At 44.9% G+C, this 19,823-nt stretch carries 14 protein-coding genes; 9 read left to right on the top strand and 5 right to left on the bottom strand.

What is annotated here, in order from left to right; all coding sequences use genetic code 11:
* The first annotated feature begins 2 nt into the window (after positions 1-2).
* Positions 3-1,724 (top strand): cobalamin biosynthesis protein CobT, encoded by a 1,722-nt coding sequence (locus Q5H80_RS15470; protein WP_304570307.1) that lies wholly within the window; start codon positions 3-5, stop codon positions 1,722-1,724.
* Positions 1,725-1,774: 50 nt separating this feature from the next.
* On the opposite strand, the gene Q5H80_RS15465 is transcribed toward Q5H80_RS15470, so the two are convergent.
* The gene (locus Q5H80_RS15465; protein WP_304570306.1) at positions 1,775-2,542 is read right to left on the bottom strand and encodes a sulfite exporter TauE/SafE family protein; all 768 of its coding nucleotides are present in this window, start codon (positions 2,540-2,542) and stop codon (positions 1,775-1,777) included.
* Positions 2,543-2,608: 66 nt separating this feature from the next.
* Positions 2,609-3,688, bottom strand: coding sequence for a phosphate acetyltransferase (gene pta / locus Q5H80_RS15460; protein ID WP_304570305.1), 1,080 nt, complete (start codon positions 3,686-3,688; stop codon positions 2,609-2,611).
* A gap of 154 nt (positions 3,689-3,842) precedes the next feature.
* On the opposite strand from pta, the gene Q5H80_RS15455 reads away from it, so the two are divergent.
* Positions 3,843-4,625, top strand: a complete 783-nt coding sequence (locus tag Q5H80_RS15455) for an IclR family transcriptional regulator (protein WP_304570304.1) — start codon at positions 3,843-3,845, stop codon at positions 4,623-4,625.
* 148 nt (positions 4,626-4,773) lie between these two features.
* Positions 4,774-6,201 carry an NAD-dependent succinate-semialdehyde dehydrogenase gene (locus Q5H80_RS15450; protein WP_304570303.1) on the top strand — a complete coding sequence of 476 codons (1,428 nt, stop codon included), beginning with the start codon at positions 4,774-4,776 and terminating at the stop codon, positions 6,199-6,201.
* A gap of 194 nt (positions 6,202-6,395) precedes the next feature.
* On the opposite strand, the gene Q5H80_RS15445 is transcribed toward Q5H80_RS15450, so the two are convergent.
* Positions 6,396-8,582: a malate synthase G gene (locus Q5H80_RS15445; protein WP_304570302.1), complete on the bottom strand. Its 2,187-nt coding sequence runs from the start codon at positions 8,580-8,582 to the stop codon at positions 6,396-6,398.
* Positions 8,583-8,699: 117 nt separating this feature from the next.
* Positions 8,700-9,653 carry a LysR family transcriptional regulator gene (locus Q5H80_RS15440; protein WP_304570301.1) on the bottom strand — a complete coding sequence of 318 codons (954 nt, stop codon included), beginning with the start codon at positions 9,651-9,653 and terminating at the stop codon, positions 8,700-8,702.
* Positions 9,654-9,794: 141 nt separating this feature from the next.
* Between Q5H80_RS15440 and Q5H80_RS15435 the strand changes: the two genes are divergently transcribed.
* Both Q5H80_RS15435 and Q5H80_RS15430 read left to right on the top strand, forming a co-directional pair.
* The gene (locus tag Q5H80_RS15435; RefSeq protein ID WP_192853511.1) at positions 9,795-11,393 is read left to right on the top strand and encodes an isocitrate lyase; all 1,599 of its coding nucleotides are present in this window, start codon (positions 9,795-9,797) and stop codon (positions 11,391-11,393) included.
* Between the two features lie 221 nt (positions 11,394-11,614).
* Entirely contained in the window at positions 11,615-12,193 is a 579-nt protein-coding gene (locus Q5H80_RS15430; RefSeq protein ID WP_304570300.1) for a hypothetical protein, read from the top strand.
* A gap of 101 nt (positions 12,194-12,294) precedes the next feature.
* On the opposite strand, the gene Q5H80_RS15425 is transcribed toward Q5H80_RS15430, so the two are convergent.
* A complete protein-coding gene (locus tag Q5H80_RS15425) occupies positions 12,295-12,702 on the bottom strand; it encodes a cystatin domain-containing protein (RefSeq protein ID WP_304570298.1) in 408 nt (135 codons plus the stop codon).
* A gap of 418 nt (positions 12,703-13,120) precedes the next feature.
* On the opposite strand from Q5H80_RS15425, the gene Q5H80_RS15420 reads away from it, so the two are divergent.
* The 4 genes from Q5H80_RS15420 to Q5H80_RS15405 all read left to right on the top strand — a co-directional run bounded on the left by Q5H80_RS15420 (position 13,121) and on the right by Q5H80_RS15405 (position 19,764).
* On the top strand, positions 13,121-14,308 hold the full coding sequence (locus Q5H80_RS15420; protein WP_304570297.1) for an acyl-homoserine-lactone synthase: 1,188 nt from the start codon (positions 13,121-13,123) through the stop codon (positions 14,306-14,308).
* A gap of 2 nt (positions 14,309-14,310) precedes the next feature.
* A complete protein-coding gene (locus tag Q5H80_RS15415; RefSeq protein WP_304570758.1) occupies positions 14,311-16,959 on the top strand; it encodes a response regulator in 2,649 nt (882 codons plus the stop codon).
* Between the two features lie 410 nt (positions 16,960-17,369).
* Positions 17,370-18,701, top strand: a complete 1,332-nt coding sequence (locus Q5H80_RS15410; protein WP_304570296.1) for an MFS transporter — start codon at positions 17,370-17,372, stop codon at positions 18,699-18,701.
* Between the two features lie 181 nt (positions 18,702-18,882).
* Positions 18,883-19,764 carry a DMT family transporter gene (locus tag Q5H80_RS15405; protein WP_304570295.1) on the top strand — a complete coding sequence of 294 codons (882 nt, stop codon included), beginning with the start codon at positions 18,883-18,885 and terminating at the stop codon, positions 19,762-19,764.
* The last annotated feature ends 59 nt before the right edge of the window (positions 19,765-19,823 follow it).

Genomic DNA, 19,823 nt, shown 5'->3' with positions numbered 1-19,823 from the left:
CCATGGCCAATGTTTCTTCTCAGCAGAAAAAGATCCTCGATCTTGGCGTGTCTGTCGCTAGAGCGATCAGTGGTGAATTGAGCCTGAATTATCGTGGAGAGCGTCTCTATAAAGGCAATAGCCCCTGTTATTATCAGTCTGCACATACTAACGATCTCACCTTTGTTTCTCGCCATGAGTTGAAAAACAGCAAGCTTTCGATGCAAGGCAAGATCGATTCATCTGCATTACGACTCTTGCTTTCCGACACAAATCTTCACTATTCACTACGACCTAAAAACGAAGTTGAGCGTCTGTTATATGATTTCTGCGAACAAATACGAATTGAATCGCAAGTCCCGTCTTACCTAAAAGGCGTGACTAAGAGCATTCTGTTCAACTTTGTTTATTGGAGCGACCAATATCATCAGAATGGCTTTACTGAATCTCGAATTGGGATGTTACTGTTCACACTGATGCAGGTCATCCACACCCGCTTAACCGGTGTTCCCGTTTCGGAACCAATTGCGGAAACCATTGAATCAACTCGTGCGGGCATCGTGCCTATTTTCGGAAGCAGCCTGAAGCGCTTGAAGGAGCATCGAGCCGACCAACAACGATTTGCTCACTGCGCCAATGAACTGGCCTCTTTGGCACAAGAGCTCATCAACCAAGAACAGGAGAGTAATAACTCGCCGACACCTACGGTTGAAGAAGATATCAAGATCCTCGCGCAGCTTGCCCTTATCGTTGATGGCGACATTCAAGATGAAGAGGTCGATACCGACATTACGGGTAGTAGTAAGGCGTTTGAACTGTCGGGCGCCAATTATCAGGTCTTTAATTCAGAATTTGATCAAGTGGTCGCCGCAGATAAGCTCGTCAGGCGCGCCCTGTTACTCGAGCTTAGACAAAAGCTCACCGATGACATCATGGCGAGACAAGTAAACACTCGCCGTTTAGCCGCTATGCTCACTAGCTTTGTTGCTACGCCACAAAAGAACCGACGTCAGGATCATTTAGAAGAAGGTATCGTCAACGCCACCACCATCACCAAGCTCATCACATCGCCGATGGATCGTGCTGTCTTTTATCAGCCTGACATTGGTGTATCTCATCAATGTGCCATCACATTTTTGATGGACTGCTCAGGTTCTATGCAAAAACACAGTCACAAGCTAAGTTTGTTGATGGATACGATTCTCAAATCCATTGGACTCGCCAACATTCCTTTTGAGATTATTGGCTTCACCACCAATAACTGGAACGGTGGTAAGGTTTATCGGCAGTGGCTCAAGCAAGGTCAGCCAAAACACCCAGGCCGCTTAAACGAAGTGAGACATATCGTATTTAAAGATTTTGATACACATTGGAGACGCTCTCGCCTTGGCATTGCTAGCCTTCGTAAAGCAGACATCTTTAAAGAAGGGATTGATGGCGAAGCGGTGCAGTTCGCTAGCCAGCGCTTGCAACAGCACAGTGCACAAAGAAAGGTTTTAATCGTGTTCTCAGACGGCTGTCCGATGGATACTGCCACCAGCACAGCCAATGATCAGTTCTATTTGGATAACCACCTCAAACAAGTGATTGAGCGTGAGTCCACCAAAAACGGTATTGAGATTCATGGAGTGGGAATGGGCGTCGATTTAAGCCCGTACTACCGAAGTAACATCACTTTAGATGTGCAGGAGAGCTGCTTATTTGGGTTGTCTAGGAGTATCTTTGATATGCTAAAGCGTGTTTAAACAGAAAGGCTTAGGCTAGTGAATCACTAGCCTCCTTTGTCGAGAATGGTTTAGGAAGAGCCAAGCAACGACCATGCAGAGACAGCCATTAAATACCCACCAATCAACATCAACACAATAAACACCAACTTTCTGAGTTGATCATTCGACAACGGCGGTGGGAAGCGCCGAGCAAACATAGTGACAAGTGCAACCAAAGGAACAGCAATAGCGGATAACCACAGTATGCTCTGTTCCATATCGCCTGCAGCGTAGACATTCACAGTACGAGACATAGAGGTACAAGCGAACACCATCAGCAGTGTGCTTCGCACCAGATCGAGCGTAAAAGGCTGCCGATAGAGGTGGTAAACAATCGGTGGACCCGCCATGCCAAACAACCCTCCCGCTAGCCCAGAGCTAAAACCAGATAACAAAAACGATACAGTTGCCGAGCGCTCTTTTCTGGTTTTAGGTTTGAACATAAAACTCAAACCTGCGAATAGCACCATCGCACCCAATAGTCCTCGGAGAATATGCGTTGCCGAATCGCTCAACTCGTCCAGTAAAAACACACCAAGTGACACGCCGGGGATAATACCGATGACTAACACCACCAGAATCTTGAGCTCCCCAAGTAATGGTTTACCCATCAAAGCGACCAAGCAATTGAACAAGGTCACAATACTGACCACAGCGGCTATAACGGGTAAAGAAACCAAATTAAGGCTGACCGTCAAACCAATCACGATGATACCGAGGCCAAAACCCGTGACAGTTTGGAAGTAGGTGCCGACCGCAATAATGGCAAGAATGGCGAGTAAAACAGGTAACTCCATTAGCAGTCCTAATTAAATTGTTTTGGGGTTGGTTTCAATGTGAATACCAGCTTCACGAGCTAGATTTTAGTATCTAAAATCAAATGTCGGCTCTTCGCTTTTTTCAGAATCAGCAGCAGCTTCAGTATCAGCCTTAGAGTTAGACACTTTCCCTTGCTGCGCTTGTACGGCGGTCACCGCAATTACGTTAAAGATATCTTCGGCGCTACACCCTCTGGACAAGTCATTGGCGGGCTGATTCAGCCCTTGTAGCAAAGGACCAATCGCGACCGCGCCACCTAACCTTTCTGCAAGTTTATAGCCTATGTTCCCCGCTTCTAAATTTGGGAATATCAACACGTTAGATTGACCTTTCACTTCTGAGTCGGGCAACTTTTTCGCGGCTATTTCAGTGACAATCGCAGCATCGAGTTGAACGTCCTGATCGACGGCTATTCCGGGACAACGCTGTTTCACTAACTGAGCGGCATTGCGAACCTTATCAACCGATTCGTGTTTAGCGCTACCGTTGGTAGAAAATGACAACATTGCCACCTTAGGTTCTTCCATAAGCAGCGTTTGAGCACTGTTTGATGCGGCCACCGCAATCGATGCAAGCTCGGTTTCATTAGGGTTAATCACCAAACCACAATCACTGAAAATCATGCCGCCTTTAAGATTATGGAAAGGCTCGCACAACATCATCAGAAAGAAGCTCGATACCAATTCACTGTCTGGTGCTGGCCCGATGATCTGCAGCGCAGCTCGCACCACATCTGACGTTGTATAAACCGCGCCATTTACTGTGCCGTCAACTAGTCCTTCTCTTACCATCAAGTTGGCAAAAATCAGTGGGTCTTTGACCATTTCTAAAGCATCGTCGTACGACATGCCTTTGGCTTTCCTTAACTGATGAAGCCGCTCGGCTAACACTTCTTTAAGTGCAGATACCTCAGGTGAAACAATGTGAATGCCCGCGAGATTAATGTGGTTCAACTGCGCTGCTTCGATAATCGCCTTTTCATCACCGACCAGCGTGATGTAAGCGAGCTGTTTATCTATCGCCAATCGCGCCGCTTTGAGTACACGAAGGTCTTCTGCTTCGCTCAAAACCACTCGCTTACGATCTAAGTGAGCCTTGTCAATAATCCGTTCAATCGCCTTCATCCTAAAATTCCATTTATTGAGATTAATTGTTCCATAATTTATATTTATATTATTGAAATAATAAAAAAGGTCAAATTTTATTCAGATAATTGAAGATTTTTAATTTGGTATGTACACTCTTATACATAGACATATCGCAAGGATGAATCACTGTATGCAAACAGAAACACCACAAGTTCAAGGAGATACACCCACTCTCCGACTTTTTGCACTATTAGAGGTGATAGCGCAAAAAGATGAGTTTATTTCTCTTCAAGGGCTCGTCGAAGAAACCGGACTACCGAAACCAACTCTGCACCGCATGCTGCAACAATTGGAAGCCGCGGGCATCATTCAAAGAGATGGTGACGAAAAGCATTACAGCTCTGGCATTCGACTACGAAAACTTGCTGAAAACCTGCTGTTCAATAGCACCATGCACAGTGCACGACGCACTATTCTTGAAAACCTTCGAGCAGAAGTCGGCGAGAGCTGCAACCTAACAGCACTGTCGAGCGGTGAGATCATCTACCTTGACCGAGCGGAAACCGAAGCGCCACTTCGCTTCCATTTGCAACCCGGCTCTCGCGTGCCCGTGCATTGCTCGGCAACAGGCAAACTGTTTTTGGCGCACATGTCGAAATCACAGCGCAGAAGACTGATCGAAAACGTGCCACTCACTCAATACACCGTGAAAACCATTACCGACTATTCGGCATTAGAGAAAGACATCGAAGAAGCGAAGATCCAAGGTTTTGCCATTGATGATGAAGAGTTCTTACCGGGGTTGGTCTGTATCGCCGTATTGATACCGTCTTCTACTGGCCAATCCAATCTCGGCTTAGCAATACAAGCCCCTGTGATTCGAGTAAAACCAGACGAAGCGATCAAGTTTCTGCCAGCTCTTCAAAAAGCAGCTAAAGCGCTCGCGAAGATAGAGTCTGATAACTGGGGCTAGTGAGAAGATTTATCCCAGAGAATGACCAAAATTAGCGAATCAACATCAATGTCCTTCGACCACTGAACATTTGGTCGAAGTCATTTGAACACTCGCCAACCCGCACAGTAAGCAACACGTCTAAAGTAATCACAACAAAGGAATCACGATGCTAAACATTAAGAACCAGCACTTACTCTCTTTTATGGTGACAGAAGCGAACAACGCAGTTGCAGTCAAAAACCCAGCAACGGGTGAGCTTATTGGGCATGCGCCAATCTTATCGGAGGCGGAGTTAGATAGCGCTATCAAGCGAGCTCATGTTGCGCAGAAAGAGTGGGCAAAAATTCCCGCTAAGTCTCGTGCTGCATTGCTAAGTGGTTGGCATCAACTGATCCTTGAAAACAAAGAGGATCTTGCTCGTCTAATGACCATTGAACAAGGTAAGCCGTTAGCAGAAGCTACGGGCGAAGTGGTTTATGGTGCAAGCTTTATTGAATGGTTTGCAGAAGAAGCGAAGCGCACTTATGGTGATTCCATTCCTAGTACCGCCGCAGGCAAACGCTTGGTGACTATTAAGCAGCCAATTGGGGTGGCGTGTGCTATTACGCCATGGAACTTTCCGATTGCGATGATCACTCGCAAAGCAGCACCCGCTCTAGCTGCTGGCTGTAGTTTTATTGTGAAGCCCTCAGACGAGACGCCGCTTTCTGCGTTTGCTGTGGTTGAATTGGCTTACCAAGCAGGCATTCCTAAAGATCTACTTCAAGTCGTGCTGGGTGATAGCCCAGAACAGATTGGTGAGCTTTTCACATCACACCCTCTGATCAAAAAGATCTCTTTTACTGGTTCTACCCGAGTCGGCAGTATTTTGATGGCACAAGCTGCGAAAGGTATTAAGCGCACTTCAATGGAACTGGGCGGCAACGCACCGTTTATCGTGTTTGACGATGCGGATATCGACGCTGCGGTTCAAGGCGCAATGGCTTCAAAATTCCGTAATGCAGGCCAAACCTGTGTTTGTGCGAACCGTTTCTACGTTCATAGCAAGGTGCATGACGAGTTTGTAGCAAAATTCGACCAAGCCGTTCAGCAGCTTAAGATTGGCAACGGATTAGATGAAGGTGTCACTATCGGCCCAGTCATCAGTGAAAGGGCGAAACAAAACATTCAAGGTTTGATTGACCGAGCCATTGAGCAAGGTGCTAACCCCGTATCGCCAACTCAAACGCTTGATGGATTGTTCATTCAGCCTGTGGTCCTTAAAGATGTAAAACACAGCATGGACATCGTCCAACAAGAGATCTTCGGCCCAGTCGCGCCTGTAATGAAATTCGAGACTGATGAAGAACTTATCGAGATGGCCAACGACACCATTTACGGTTTGGCGTCTTACTTCTACAGCCAGAATATTCACCGCGTATGGCAGGTAGCAGAAGCTCTTGAATACGGCATGGTCGGTATTAATGACGGTATGATCTCGACTGAAGTCGCACCTTTCGGCGGGGTTAAGCAATCAGGGATTGGCCGCGAAGGCGCAAAAGAAGGCATCGATGAGTACATGGATATCAAGTATCTGTGTTTTGGTAGTAACTAGGTTTCGAAAGTAATTAGGTTTAGTCGTAATTAAGCCTAACTCTTAGACATCAATAAGCTTAAACATCGAATAACCCAACTAACACCTCTCTTCTGAGCTTCCCACCACACACCAAAAAACGCCAAAAAAAACCGCGCTAAATTAGCGCGGCACCTTGGGCTCGGTTCAAATAGGGGTACTTCTTTTCTTATTATTTATTGTGCAGTTCCTTTCAGCTTCAGTCGCATAGCATGCAACACTGGCTCGGTATAACCACTCGGCTGAGCACAGCCTTCAAATACCAGCTGACAAGCCGCTGAGAATGCAATGCTGTTTTCAAAATCTGGCGCCATATTTTGGTAGCTTGGATCCCTTGCATTTTGCTCATCAACCACTGCCGCCATACGTTTCATGGTTTTCATTACTTGGGCTTCATCGCAAATGCCGTGGCGTAACCAGTTGGCAATGTGTTGGCTCGAAATACGCAATGTCGCGCGGTCTTCCATTAGCCCTACATCGTTAATATCTGGCACTTTCGAACAACCGACTCCTTGGTCAATCCAACGAACTACGTAACCAAGAATTCCTTGAGTATTGTTGTCCAATTCATTTTGGATATCTTTAGCCGTCAGCTTTTGATTACCTAATAGCGGGATAGTTAGAATATCGTCGACATTTGCTCTCACACGCTCACGAAGCTCTTTCTGACGGCTCGGTACACTCACTTTGTGATAGTGGAGCGCATGCAAAGTTGCTGCCGTTGGAGAAGGAACCCAAGCGGTATTTGCACCTGCTTGTGGGTGTCCGATTTTCGCGTCCATCATCTTCGCCATATTGTCTGGCTCTGGCCACATACCTTTACCAATCTGGGCTTTACCTTGCAGGCCACAAGCTAAGCCAAGATCAACATTCTGATCTTCGTATGCGCCAATCCAAGTCATGGTTTTCAGCTGTGTTTTAGGCGCAAATGGCCCAGCTTCCATACTGGTGTGAATTTCATCTCCGGTTCGGTCTAAGAAGCCGGTGTTGATAAACACGACACGGTCTTTGGCGGCGCGAATACATTCTTTTAGGTTGACTGAAGTACGGCGCTCTTCGTCCATGATGCCGACTTTGATCGTGAATCGCTCTAGGCCTAACGCATCTTCAATGCGACCAAACAGTTCATTGGTGAAGGCGACTTCTTCAGGACCATGCATCTTAGGTTTAACTATATTGATACTGTTCGCGGTCGAGTTTTGGTACGCGCTGTTGCCTTTTAAATCATGCATCGCGATTAGCGAAGTGATCATGCCATCCATAATGCCTTCAGGTACTTCGTTACCGTCAGCATCAATAATAGCAGGGTTGGTCATCAGGTGGCCCACGTTGCGGATGAACAACATGCTGCGACCTTTCAGCGAGATCTCGCCTCCCGTCACACTGGTGTATTGACGATCTGGGTTCAAATTACGAACAATGGTTTTGCCGTTTTTCTCTAGCGACTCTTGTAGGTCACCCTTCATCAAACCTAACCAGTTACGATAAGCCAGAGCTTTATCTTCACCATCAACCGCAGCTACTGAGTCTTCGCAATCCATAATGGTGGTGAGAGCCGATTCCACCAGCACATCTTTAATACCAGCCACATCAACGCTGCCAATTGGCGCGCTCGGGTCAATTTGAATTTCGATATGGAGATTATTGTGCTTAAGCAGAATGCTTGAAGGTGCACTTGCATCACCCTGGTAACCAATGAACTGGTTGCGATCGATTAGAGTGACTTCTTCGCCATTGTCTAAGGTCGCTGTTAGTGTATTACCAATGCTGACGTTGCTGATGCTGTATTTGGTCACGTCTTTATGAGAGACACCGTTGAGAGGTGCAGCATCATCAAGGAAACCTCGAGCGTAGCTCACTACTTTAGCGCCACGTACAGGATTAAAGCTTCCACCCTTTTCTGCACCATCACTTTCGCTGATGACATCGGTGCCGTAAAGCGCATCGTATAAACTGCCCCAACGCGCATTAGCCGCGTTAAGTGCAAAACGTGCATTCATAATAGGTACAACAAGCTGCGGGCCCGCTTGTGTTGCAATTTCAGGCTCAACGCTTGCGGTGGTGACTTGAAAGTCTTCGCCCTCAGCGACTAAGTAGCCAATCTGCTGTAAGAATTGTTTGTACTCTGCCGCATCTAGCGTTTGTCCAGCACGCTCTTGGTGCCAAACGTCAATTTGATGTTGAAGATCGTCACGCTTGATAAGCAATGCGCGGTTCTTTGGAGCCAAATCTTCAAGGATGGTTGCAAAAGATTGCCAAAAGTCTTCAGCGACAATGCCTGTTCCAGGAATGACCTGATCATTAATTAATTGGTAGAGGGTGCTATCAATGTTCAAGCTTCCCTGTTGAATACGACTGCTCATAAAATCTCTCTCAAGCTAACTGATGGCTACTCAATAAATTTACTTAACGGGCGTAAATTTAGCTAATTTATGCCAGTTATACTGGATATTCATACAAAAAATACCCTACAAACTGTGTTATTCCGTCACGCCACTCTCTATTTCATTGGCGACACTTTTAATCAATCGGCGCATCCACTGATGGTCGGGATTGGTTTGCAACAATGGACTCCAAGCCATTTTCACCTCAAAGGGTTCAATAGCGAATGGGGCGGGTTTGATTAACAGCCTAGGGTTATTGCGCTGCAATTGCGCGGCTTTGGTTGGGATGGTCAGGATCAGGTTCTTCTGTTGAGCGAAGAGAATCGCCGACAGGTAGTGTCGTGTGAACACCGTGATATTACGTGTTTTACCAATGCGCATTAGTGCTTCATCAATCCACCCGAGTTTTTGTGCTTCGCTTGGGTTTATCCCAACACCCGTGCCCATACCCGTCTTACTTACCCAGATGTGTTGCGCCTTTAGATAAGACAAAATATCGAAGTTCTCGGCTATCGGGTTATCACAACTAAATAGGCAAGAAAACCCGTCATGCCAAAGGCTCATCTGGTGGAACGACTGTGGAATGTCGTCAAAACGGTTGATGATAATATCAACAGTGCCTTGCTCCACATCCTGATAACTCACGTCACTTGGTGTCATGATATCCAATCGTATTTTCGGTGCTATTTCACTCAACTTTTTCAATAGCGGCTGAATAATGGTCGACTCAGCATAGTCACTCGCCATGATACGAAACACACGCTCACTGTCTTCAGCATTAAACTCTGTGGTCGGCTGAAGCGTCTTTTCGACGTTCGCCAGAATGTTTCGAATCAATGGTTGCAACTTATGTGCTCGTTCGGTTGGAACCATCCCTTCACTGGTTCTCACCAATAGCGGATCTTCAAACAGATCGCGCAATCGGCGTAGGCCATTACTCATGGCTGGCTGAGTAATGCCCAATTGATTTGCCGCACGCGTTACGTTTCTTTCACGTAGCAACATGTCTAAATACACAAGTAAATTGAGGTCTATACGAGAAATATTCATAAGAAAAATACCGAATATAATAACTATAAATTAACAAAATTATTACATGCATGGTTATTATTTGTCCATGGTTAGATTTAATCCAAATCAAATGACCTCGCCAAATTGGCCAACATGTCCACGTGAAACTAAGGAATAGTTATGTCGCAAATTACACAAGATATCGAAAAGATTGAAGTTGCAAAAAGCGCTGCTGGTGCTCCATGGGATGCAATCAACCCTGAATCTGCAGCTCGTATGCGAGCTCAAAACAAATTCAAAACAGGTCTGGATATTGCGCAATACACGGCAGATATTATGCGTGCAGACATGGCGGCTTACGACGAAGACAGCTCTCAATACACTCAGTCTCTGGGTTGCTGGCATGGTTTCATCGGCCAACAAAAGCTGATTTCTATTAAGAAGCATTTTGATGGTAAGACAGACCGTCGTTACCTATACCTTTCAGGTTGGATGGTTGCGGCACTTCGCTCTGACTTCGGTCCACTTCCAGACCAATCTATGCATGAAAAAACGTCAGTTGCTGGCCTAGTAGAAGAGCTATACACCTTCCTACGCCAAGCGGATGCTCGTGAGCTAGGTGGCTTATTCCGTCAGCTAGACGCGGCACGTGAAGCGGGCGATGTTAACCAACAAGACCTTATCCAAGACAAAATCGACAACCACGTAACACACGTAGTACCAATCATTGCCGATATCGATGCTGGTTTCGGTAACGCAGAAGCGACTTACCTAATGGCTAAGCAGATGATTGAAGCGGGTGCTTGTTGTCTACAAATCGAAAACCAAGTAGCCGATGAGAAGCAATGTGGTCACCAAGACGGCAAAGTAACGGTTCCTCATGCTGACTTCCACGCGAAACTTCGCGCACTTCGTTACGCTTTCCTTGAACTAGGGATCGACAACGGCATCATTGTTGCTCGTACCGACTCACAAGGTGCTGGTCTAACAAAAGAAATCGCAGTAGTGAAAGAGCCAGGCGACCAAGGTGACATCTACAACTCATACCTAGATGTTGAAGAGATTGATGTTGCAGACATGGCTGAAGGTGATGTTTGCTTTAACCGCGACGGCAAGCTAGTTCGACCTAAGCGTCTGCCTTCAGGCCTATACCAATTCCGCGAAGGTACGGGTGAAGATCGCTGTGTATTCGACTGTATCGAAGCAATCAACGCAGGTGCTGATCTACTTTGGATTGAGACTGAAAAACCACACATTGGTCAAATTAAAGAGATGATGGATGGCGTACGTGAAGTTCACCCTAACGCGAAACTGGTTTACAACAACTCTCCATCATTTAACTGGACGCTAAACTTCCGTCAGCAAGCATACGATGCAATGGCAGCAGCAGGTAAAGATGTATCAGCTTACGACCGTGCAAGCCTAATGAGTGCGGAATACGATGAAACTGAACTGTCTGCAAGTGCTGACGAGAAGATTCGTACATTCCAAGCGGACGCATCTCGCGAAGCGGGTATCTTCCACCACTTGATTACTCTACCGACTTACCACACAGCAGCACTGTCTACCGACAACCTTGCAAAAGAATACTTCGGTGACCAAGGCATGCTGGGCTACGTTGCTAACGTTCAACGTAAAGAGATCCGCCAAGGTATTGCATGTGTTAAACACCAAAACATGTCTGGTTCAGACATGGGTGATGACCACAAAGAGTACTTTGCTGGTGAAAATGCACTAAAAGCAGCGGGTGAAGCGAATACGTCTAATCAATTTGATTAATCGTTAACAGCGTTTCCCCTCTAGAATCTCCCCTTCCCTTTTCCCTATTAGGTGCCGGGAGGGAGGAGGTTTTGGGATGAAGCTTGTACTGCCGGCTTCATCTCAAAGCCTCAGATTTGTGTTCCACACCACTGTGACCCTGAAAAATTCTGTTTAAACTGTTCATATTCCTGTTTGTTGATTTTCCTATTTATTGATATGCCTATTTATTGAGAGTGCCTATGACTTCAATACCGACACACCTACAAGATGCTAAAACGCTGCTGTCAGAAAATGGTTTCGCTACTGGTGATACTTGGTATCACGGCACATCCTCAGCCTTGCTCGCTTCAATCCAAGGCCAAGGGCTGAAACGCTCAGGAGACAAAGCACTCAATGAAGCCGCTTCAAAAACCATGGCAACGATTGGCAATAACTACACAGAATCCGTTGAGCCCGTATTTTTAACTCAGAGCAAAGAACTGGCCTACTACTGGGCTCAGCAAACCATTCGCGAGCGCAGCACTCGTTTTGAGGGTGAAGAGCGCCCTATCGTGTTAGCGGTAAATTTAACGGACAAACAACGTGCCAAAGTAAGACCGGATGTTGGCGCAATGAGCTTATTAATGATGAGTGTTGGCGAGCAATTCATGGCTCACTTAACTGAGATCTATCAAGAGAACAACATCGTAGGCCCAGACATCGAACTGCGCACTGCGGATCGTATGGACTATCTCAATAAACTTGGAATGGCCTACATTGATGAAGACATCAGCCGTGCTTGTGTGCAAGAGCTGTCAGAGCCTGAACTGGCCAGTTAATCAGGTTCATGACGTAAGCAATATTCAGAATAAAAAATGGCTCCTAAGTAGGAGCCATTTTTATGTGTGCGATGTTATTTACATGCTAGTTAATCAATGGGCTATTTCTCGTTGATCAACGGACAGAGACGACCTTTCTGTGCAGGTTGCGTCATTTTGATGTCACCTTGTAGAGAACGGTAAACGATGCTGTTCCACACTTCACCATTATCCATTTCAAACTCGATAGCATAGTTCAAACCCGCGACAACCTGAGTTCGAACGCTCAAGATCTGTTTGAGCTCAGCTGAAGTGTTCATTTGGCCAAGAACTGCGTTTAAAGCTTGCCTGGCTTCTGGTGTAATCTCGCTTTGCGACCAACCACCCGTCAGATTTTTAGTGCTGCAGATAGGGTTGGCATTATCTTGTGGTTGGGTTGGTACCTCTGATTTCTGACTACACCCAGCTAACGCCGCGACACTAAACAAGGTTGCTATTCCAAGTAATGATGTTAATCGTACTATCTTCATAAATTCTCTCTACCTCAATCATTCACGAGGGATTACTCGCAATAATGTTTCATATGCAGGCAAGCTTAAACCTCGAATGTCATCACTTCATCAGAGATTATGGTGTAACGATCCCCAAAACACAGGGCACTGTCAAAAAACAAAGCCGAACAATAAGCTGACAAGTAAGTATTTGAGAATAAACTAATTTAGCGGTTCATGAACTGATTAAAAAATAGCGAAACCATGTTGTTTAGGATTCGTACAAGTAGTAGACTTTCATCTTAAAATGCAGCTTGTTTATGAGAAATCAAATGCACAAAAAAAGTTAGAGCAACTTTATAAAGTAACTACTCTCAAACATCAGCCATAGATACATCTCTCATAAACGGGTACAAGTCACATAAAAATAATTGGATAAACTTGGGCGGTTCACTACATGGAATTAATGTCGTCTTTAGGTTCACTGTTGGCTAGCAGCCTGCCTATCGAAAAAAAACAACACGCACTGGTTGAACTCGTACTCCACACTTATCAACCACAAGAGCGCACAGCTCTTTTCAAAACCGTGACAGAATATCGTCGAAACCAATTAGAATTGCTTTTCCCTGAACATCAAACAAAAAGCGACTCAGTAATGTTTGAAGTGATGGACTACCGCGATCTGATTCAGCGCTATCCAAGCACATTATCCGCAGAGGTTGCACTTCTAGAACAGGCTGTAGGAAAGTGCTACATGCATTGGCTAGATTTTTGGTGTGAATGTGAAATTTCCGCAATCAAAGCAAAATCACCATTAAACATCAAGCCGCTTTCTCCTATGGTTCTACCCATTCAAGATAGTGCTTACTACGGTATGATCATTGACCAGATAGAAGATAGCCAACTCATAGTACAAACGCCAAGTCATCCTCAAGGAATACCGATCAGCGATGCTATTCCTTTAAGCAACCTTGAGGTTTTTATTAAAGGTGAGAAGTGGTATGAGATGCTGCCTTTACTCCACTTATCGCAAACAGGTAAGCACTTTGTTCTGCTCAAACACCCAAAAGATGAAGCCTTTCCGACCCTAGTCTCTTCAGCGCTAATTCAAGATTGGTCAAAAAATGAAACTTGGCTAAGCTACGCCCCCACGTTTAGCAATGAAAAATGGAAGTACAGTTTATCCCGATACGGTTATGACGGGCTAACAGGGCTACAGATTTTCACTCCACCTACCCTATCAAAGTGTGACTCTATCCTGGAGTTCGATAATAAGTTCCAATTACAATTATCCGAAAAGCAAGCCGTATGTGAAATTTTACGCCTAACCGTGAGTGGAAATACTCAACAAAAGCTCTATTTCCTCTATCTTGCTCAAAAAGAGATGATCAGTTTATTACATCAAACTGGCTATAAAATTGGCTTCACTATTATAGATCAACCTTTGATACTCGATTTTTATAAGGCTATCGGACCAAAGGCATATTTACCGCTAGGGTCTTGTGACTTGAACGAAACGAACTTACTGACTTACCGCGGGCTATGGGATATTGGACTGATGCTCAATGCATTCAGTCACATTAACTTTCGAGAGTATAGACGCTGCCTCCGTGAAAATAAAAATACAGAATGGCAAGTAATATGAAGATGTTTGATTTTGGGCTAGAGGCGATAATCTATACAAAAGCGATCACACTGCTTGCAACAGTAGCCGTGGTTGTAATGTGGTTGATCTATTATTGCTACCGACTTAAACAAAAGAACGGAGTGATAGCGGGGACACACCATGTACCTTACATCGCCTATTCCATCTGTATTATTACGTGGATCAGCAGCAATGCCTACTTCCATACAGACTTATTGCCGAGACTTGGCCCTTCAGCAGCCATATTCACAGCAAAGTTGGCCAACCTCAGCTCTTTCCTTGCTTTTGCCTTTGCTTATTACTTTTCATGTCAACTCGCAGCCGAAAACCGCAGTGGTAAAATCCATCTGTGGCAACAAAGCATACTCGCGATCCTCACTAGCTACTCCTTCTATATCAATTTGACCCCGGGGTTAACGGTAGAAGATGTTACCATTACAGCTCCAAGCCAATTCGTGATCGAGTTTGGTCCACACACACCGTACTTTTTTATAGGAGTAATAAGCTTAATTGCCCTTACACTGGTTAATCTAGTGACCATGCGTGCCAATAGCAGCAAGCTAACATTAGCCAAAACGAACTACATGATTACGGGCATCTTGGTATTCATGCTATCTACCGCAACGATTCACATTGGCATTGCCTATTTCCTACGTGATTTCTCACTCACTTGGCTCCCCCCAGCCTTGTCGCTCAGTGAGATGTTATTTTTTGGCTATGCACTGCTGACCTCTCGCTTCTACAGTTTTAAATACCTTACATACATAAGCCTTAATGTGCTGTTGGTGTGTGCAATCTTGGTGCTACCTTTTGGTTCGGTATTTATCCCCCTAAATGACGGTAACCAATGGCTTTTAGCCATCCCTATTAGTGCGATGATCGGCGTCGCTTGGAACCTACTCTACAAACGCGTAAGTCCTTACTCCTCATTATTTGTCTACGGAAACAAAAAGACACCAGTGCAACGAATCCTTGCATTAGAAGAGGACTTCAAATTGTCGATTGACGATGCCATGCGTCGTTTAGGTCGCCAATTGCAAATCCCAGAAGATAAGCTTCGACTAGTTAACAGCAACTACAATGAAACCTGCTACGAAGATTACCTATCTAACAACAAGTCCGTTTTAGTGTTCGATGAGCTTTCTGAAGAGCTCGATGATACTGCGCCAGCTAAGCGATCGCTAAAAGCGCTTTATGACAAGATGAGTTCGAACAACACTGCGTTGGTAATGCCACTATTCGGACACAAAAAATCAGTCACACACTTGCTAGTATCATCACATAAAAGCAACAATCATATGTTCTCTAATGAAGAGATCTCTGCACTGCAAACCTTGTTAAATCGAGTACAAAGTACCATTGAAGCCGATAGGCGTATTCGCCAAAGTCGTGCACTGGCTAACTCAATCGCTCATGAGATGCGCAATCCACTGGCTCAAGTGCAACTGCATTTTGAGGTGTTAAAGCAGCACATTGATAATCAAGCACCAGCTCAACAAATCTTGACTGACATTGAGAATGGCCAAGCAGCAATTCAACGCGGGCGGCAACTGATTGACATCATCTTACGAGAAGTCAGTGACAGCACGCCTGAACATGGTCCAGTAACCATGACCTCTATCCATAAAGCCGTGGATCAAGCCGTAAGCCACTATGGTTTTGAGAATGAAAAGATTATTGAACGCATTCGTTTACCACAACACGATGATTTTGTAGCAAATCTGAATGAAACTCTATTCAACTTCGTCATTTTCAACCTAATACGTAACGCGATCTACTACTTTGACTCTTATCCAGACAGCCAAGTTGAGATCAGCACCAAAACAGGATCTTACGAGAACGTCCTGACATTTCGAGATTCCGGCCCCGGCATTGACGAAGCCATTGTTCATAAGATCTTCGATGACTTTTTCTCTTACCAAAAAAGCGGTGGGAGCGGCTTAGGACTGGGTTATTGCCAAAGAGTGATGCGCTCATTTGGTGGCAGAGTAGAATGCCACTCCAAACTTGGTGAATTTACTGAGTTTCACCTGTACTTCCCTATTGTACCTAATGCTCCAAAAGCGGAGACGCTGCGTACGCCTTATTTCAACGGTTGGAAACACAACCAATCGACGGAAGATAAAGCCGAAGCGGATGTAAAACCAGAGAACAAAACTCCAAGCGGTGATATAGAATCTGAACCGGCAAGCACGCTAACAGAAAGTAAGCAAACAGAACGCGCGCAAGCAGAAAATCAACCAACATCAAGCTATCTTGCACCGACGGTACTTATTGTTGATGACAAAGAAGTACAGCGCACGCTTGTTCAGATGTATTTGAATCGACTGGGCGTTAACAGTTTGCAAGCCAAAAACGGGGAAAATGCCGTCGAGTTGTTCAGAACACACAAGGTTGATTTGGTCTTAATGGACGTACAAATGCCGATAATGAATGGTTTCGATGCAAGCCAGCTCATCAAGGCGCGCTCACCTCAAACACCAATCATTGCTTTGTCTGGAGAATCGGGACAACACGAATTAGACATGATCAGAAAACTGATGGACGGTCGCCTAGAGAAGCCAACCTCTTTGGATGCGCTACAAGGCGTGCTTGATAGTTGGTTGATAAAAGACACAACGTCTAACGCTTCTAAGGAAACAGAGAATTAGTATTAAACACCGTAATGTCACTCATCATCCGATCATCACAATTGAACCAGTAATATCAGCAGAGCAATTCAGTAGTTAATCAAAACACCTGTCAAGAGTACTTCTTGACAGGAAGTTTAGCATTGGAGTGATTGGCTCTATAACTCTATAACTCTATAACTCTATAACTCTATAACTCTATAACTCTATAACTCTATAACTCTACAACTCTACAGCTCTACAGCTCTACAGTATCTAATACTCTCTTGACTGGCATTGACTCCAATTAATTGATTTTTTTAGAACAATAACCTTGAACGTTCAGGTAAGTAGATGAGTTATTTCTTGTTTAGCTTGTGAAACAATTCCATGATTAATAAAGCAAAAAGGTTTATACATAATAATGTGTTATTTAAATTGCTGAAATTATTATGACGCTCAAAGAAATCCTTAACATTCCCAATGTCCGCTACTTCTTAATGTTTCGAAGCAGCTACTTTGCGCGTTTTTACTACCCTATATTCACCCTACTCTATTTAGATTACGGACTAACCCTATCTCAGTTCGCGATGCTTAATGTCGTTTGGGCAGCCACGATTGTGCTTGCTGAGGTGCCATCGGGCGCATTCGCCGATACCTTAGGCCGCAAGAAACTAGTGGTGCTGTCTTCGATTGTGATGTTTATTGAGATCGCGATGATCGCCTTAGTACCAATCGGAAGCCCCGACTTGGTGTTCATTGTATTTCTGATTAACCGGATACTCAGTGGCTTAGCAATGGCACTGGCCAGCGGCGCCGACGAGGCATTGGCTTACGACACCATAAAAGAACAAGGCAATGAAGAGTTGTGGCCGCGAGTGCTGCAAATCCAGCTTCGTGTCGCCTCTAGTGTGGGGATCTTTGTCACCTTAATTGGTGCTGCGATGTACGATGTAAACTTTATGGCGAACATCTTTCACGCTCTCGGACTAGCAGAGCCTGAAAGCACCAAAAACCTCATGCGCATTCCTGTTTTCGCTACCCTACTTGTCGCAATGATCGCCATTTATGCCGCGGTTAACATGCGCGAAGAGAAAAAGGTGATGCCAAGCGATCAAACCAAATTAGCAGCCACCATCGCCAGCCTTAAATTAACAGCTGACACAGGTAAGTGGGTACTTGCTACGCCTTACGTTCTGTTCATCTTACTGTACTACAGCCTGTTCGAACACACCTCTAGAATGTTCCTGACCATGAACAGCCAGTACTATCTAGCCATCGATATTCCGATTATCTACTTTGGTTTTATTGGCGCAGGTATCAGCTTACTTAAAATCATATTAGCGGGGCAAAGCCGTAGGCTAGCAGAAAGCATGGAGCCAGAAACCTTCATTGGGGTTATGGGTTTAGCATGCATGGCGACTTACTATTGGATTAGTTTAGGTTGGACGATTTACGGGGTTATTCCAGCACTGATACTGATCTTTATCATCATGACGATGAACATTTTCATTAGCTACCACCTGAATAAAAAAACCGAATCACACAACCGAGCCACAGTTCTCAGCTTTAAAGGCCTGATGTTTAATCTCGGATATGGGCTGATCGGTATTTTGTACGCTTACTACTATAGATTGGTGTCTCAGGGCTACACCGAACAAGAGATAGAGCTCAACCTCGCTTTCTTAGCCTCACTGTCTTCGTTTTTCTATTACTTCACTCTGTTGTTCATTGCGATCAGCGCTTTGTTCTATTTCAAGAACCGAAAAGAGCCAATGTTTTGAGGTGGCTAGCTAGTGGTGTCGAAGTTCAATGAGCTGACTATTCAAAGATAGGCTCGCACAAAGGTCTGATTTACCAAAATACACTATCGTATGAAAAACAAACGCTCAAGAAACAAACCTCTTCTTCTACAGGTTAAGTTTGTTAATATAATCATCCCTTTACATAACACACGGAAGCGTCATGTCATTTAGTTGGATAGCCTTTACTCTCCTTGCTGCATTCAGCCAATCTTGGCGCAATGCCTTTCAAAGTAAATTAAGCGGCACCATGAGTGTTGCTGGTGTGACGCTAGCTCGCTTTATTTGGGCAAGCCCAATCGCCCTTATTTACCTTTACGCCCTCTATCAATGGCAACCAGTCTCCGCGCCTAATCTTTCCGGTGAGTTTGTTTTCTATATTGTTGCCGCTTCGGTTATGCAGATCCTCGCGACTGGTTTAATGGTGATGTTATTTAAACTCGAAAACTATGCGATAGGAGCCGGATTGGCCAAGTGTGAAGCCCCCGTATCTGCTGTGCTATCCGTATTGTTTTTTGGTACGGCTTTGACACTAACAGGTTGGATCGGCGTGCTTATTGGTACATTAGGCGTACTAATAATGAGTAGTTCTTCTGGCTGGCGAAGCTTGTCTCCAAAAGTATTTTTGTTGGGTATGGGGTGTAGCACCGCTTTTGCTTTAACGTCTCTTTGGGTGCGGGAAGCAAGCTTAAGCATAGGGCTTCTTTTCCCTCATAGCGCTGCTTGGGTACTGTTTCTGGTGATTACTCTTCAGACATGCATTATTTGTACGTATCTATTCTTCAGAGAACGAGACACGTTACGTCAGATATTCAAGAAGTCGAGACTAGTAGTCATGACAAGCCTAGCGAGTGTTATCGGTTCTCTAGGTTGGTTTAGCGCAATGTCACTTCAAGCCGTACCTTACGTAAAGACACTCGGGCAAGTCGAAGTAATCTTCATGGTGCTGATTTCTTACTTCTGGTTAGGGCAACGCATTGCTCGCAAAGACATTCTCGCACTTATCTTGCTTTCTATCGCCGCAGTATTGGTGATGTGGCAGTAAGCTAGTCATGTGACTGTAAATTGAAGGGCTCGACATTGCCTATATCTCTAACAAAGATA

It is taken from the genome of Vibrio sp. SNU_ST1, assembly GCF_030563405.1.
Classification (GTDB): domain Bacteria; phylum Pseudomonadota; class Gammaproteobacteria; order Enterobacterales; family Vibrionaceae; genus Vibrio.
The sequence above is the reverse complement of the archived record's forward strand: the minus strand, read 5'-3'. Positions and strand labels throughout refer to the sequence as shown.

Excerpts from the sequence above, each read along its gene's own strand:
- Q5H80_RS15405 (WP_304570295.1), top strand. The coding sequence starts at position 18,883 with ATGTCATTTAGTTGGATAGCCTTTACTCTCCTTGCTGCATTCAGCCAA.
- Q5H80_RS15440 (WP_304570301.1), bottom strand. The coding sequence starts at position 9,653 with ATGAATATTTCTCGTATAGACCTCAATTTACTTGTGTATTTAGACATG.
- Q5H80_RS15420 (WP_304570297.1), top strand. The coding sequence starts at position 13,121 with ATGGAATTAATGTCGTCTTTAGGTTCACTGTTGGCTAGCAGCCTGCCT.
- Q5H80_RS15415 (WP_304570758.1), top strand. The coding sequence starts at position 14,311 with ATGTTTGATTTTGGGCTAGAGGCGATAATCTATACAAAAGCGATCACA.
- Q5H80_RS15425 (WP_304570298.1), bottom strand. The coding sequence starts at position 12,702 with ATGAAGATAGTACGATTAACATCATTACTTGGAATAGCAACCTTGTTT.
- pta (WP_304570305.1), bottom strand. The coding sequence starts at position 3,688 with ATGAAGGCGATTGAACGGATTATTGACAAGGCTCACTTAGATCGTAAG.
- Q5H80_RS15455 (WP_304570304.1), top strand. The coding sequence starts at position 3,843 with ATGCAAACAGAAACACCACAAGTTCAAGGAGATACACCCACTCTCCGA.
- Q5H80_RS15445 (WP_304570302.1), bottom strand. The coding sequence starts at position 8,582 with ATGAGCAGTCGTATTCAACAGGGAAGCTTGAACATTGATAGCACCCTC.
- Q5H80_RS15430 (WP_304570300.1), top strand. The coding sequence starts at position 11,615 with ATGACTTCAATACCGACACACCTACAAGATGCTAAAACGCTGCTGTCA.
- Q5H80_RS15450 (WP_304570303.1), top strand. The coding sequence starts at position 4,774 with ATGCTAAACATTAAGAACCAGCACTTACTCTCTTTTATGGTGACAGAA.
- Q5H80_RS15465 (WP_304570306.1), bottom strand. The coding sequence starts at position 2,542 with ATGGAGTTACCTGTTTTACTCGCCATTCTTGCCATTATTGCGGTCGGC.
- Q5H80_RS15410 (WP_304570296.1), top strand. The coding sequence starts at position 17,370 with ATGACGCTCAAAGAAATCCTTAACATTCCCAATGTCCGCTACTTCTTA.
- Q5H80_RS15435 (WP_192853511.1), top strand. The coding sequence starts at position 9,795 with ATGTCGCAAATTACACAAGATATCGAAAAGATTGAAGTTGCAAAAAGC.
- Q5H80_RS15470 (WP_304570307.1), top strand. The coding sequence starts at position 3 with ATGGCCAATGTTTCTTCTCAGCAGAAAAAGATCCTCGATCTTGGCGTG.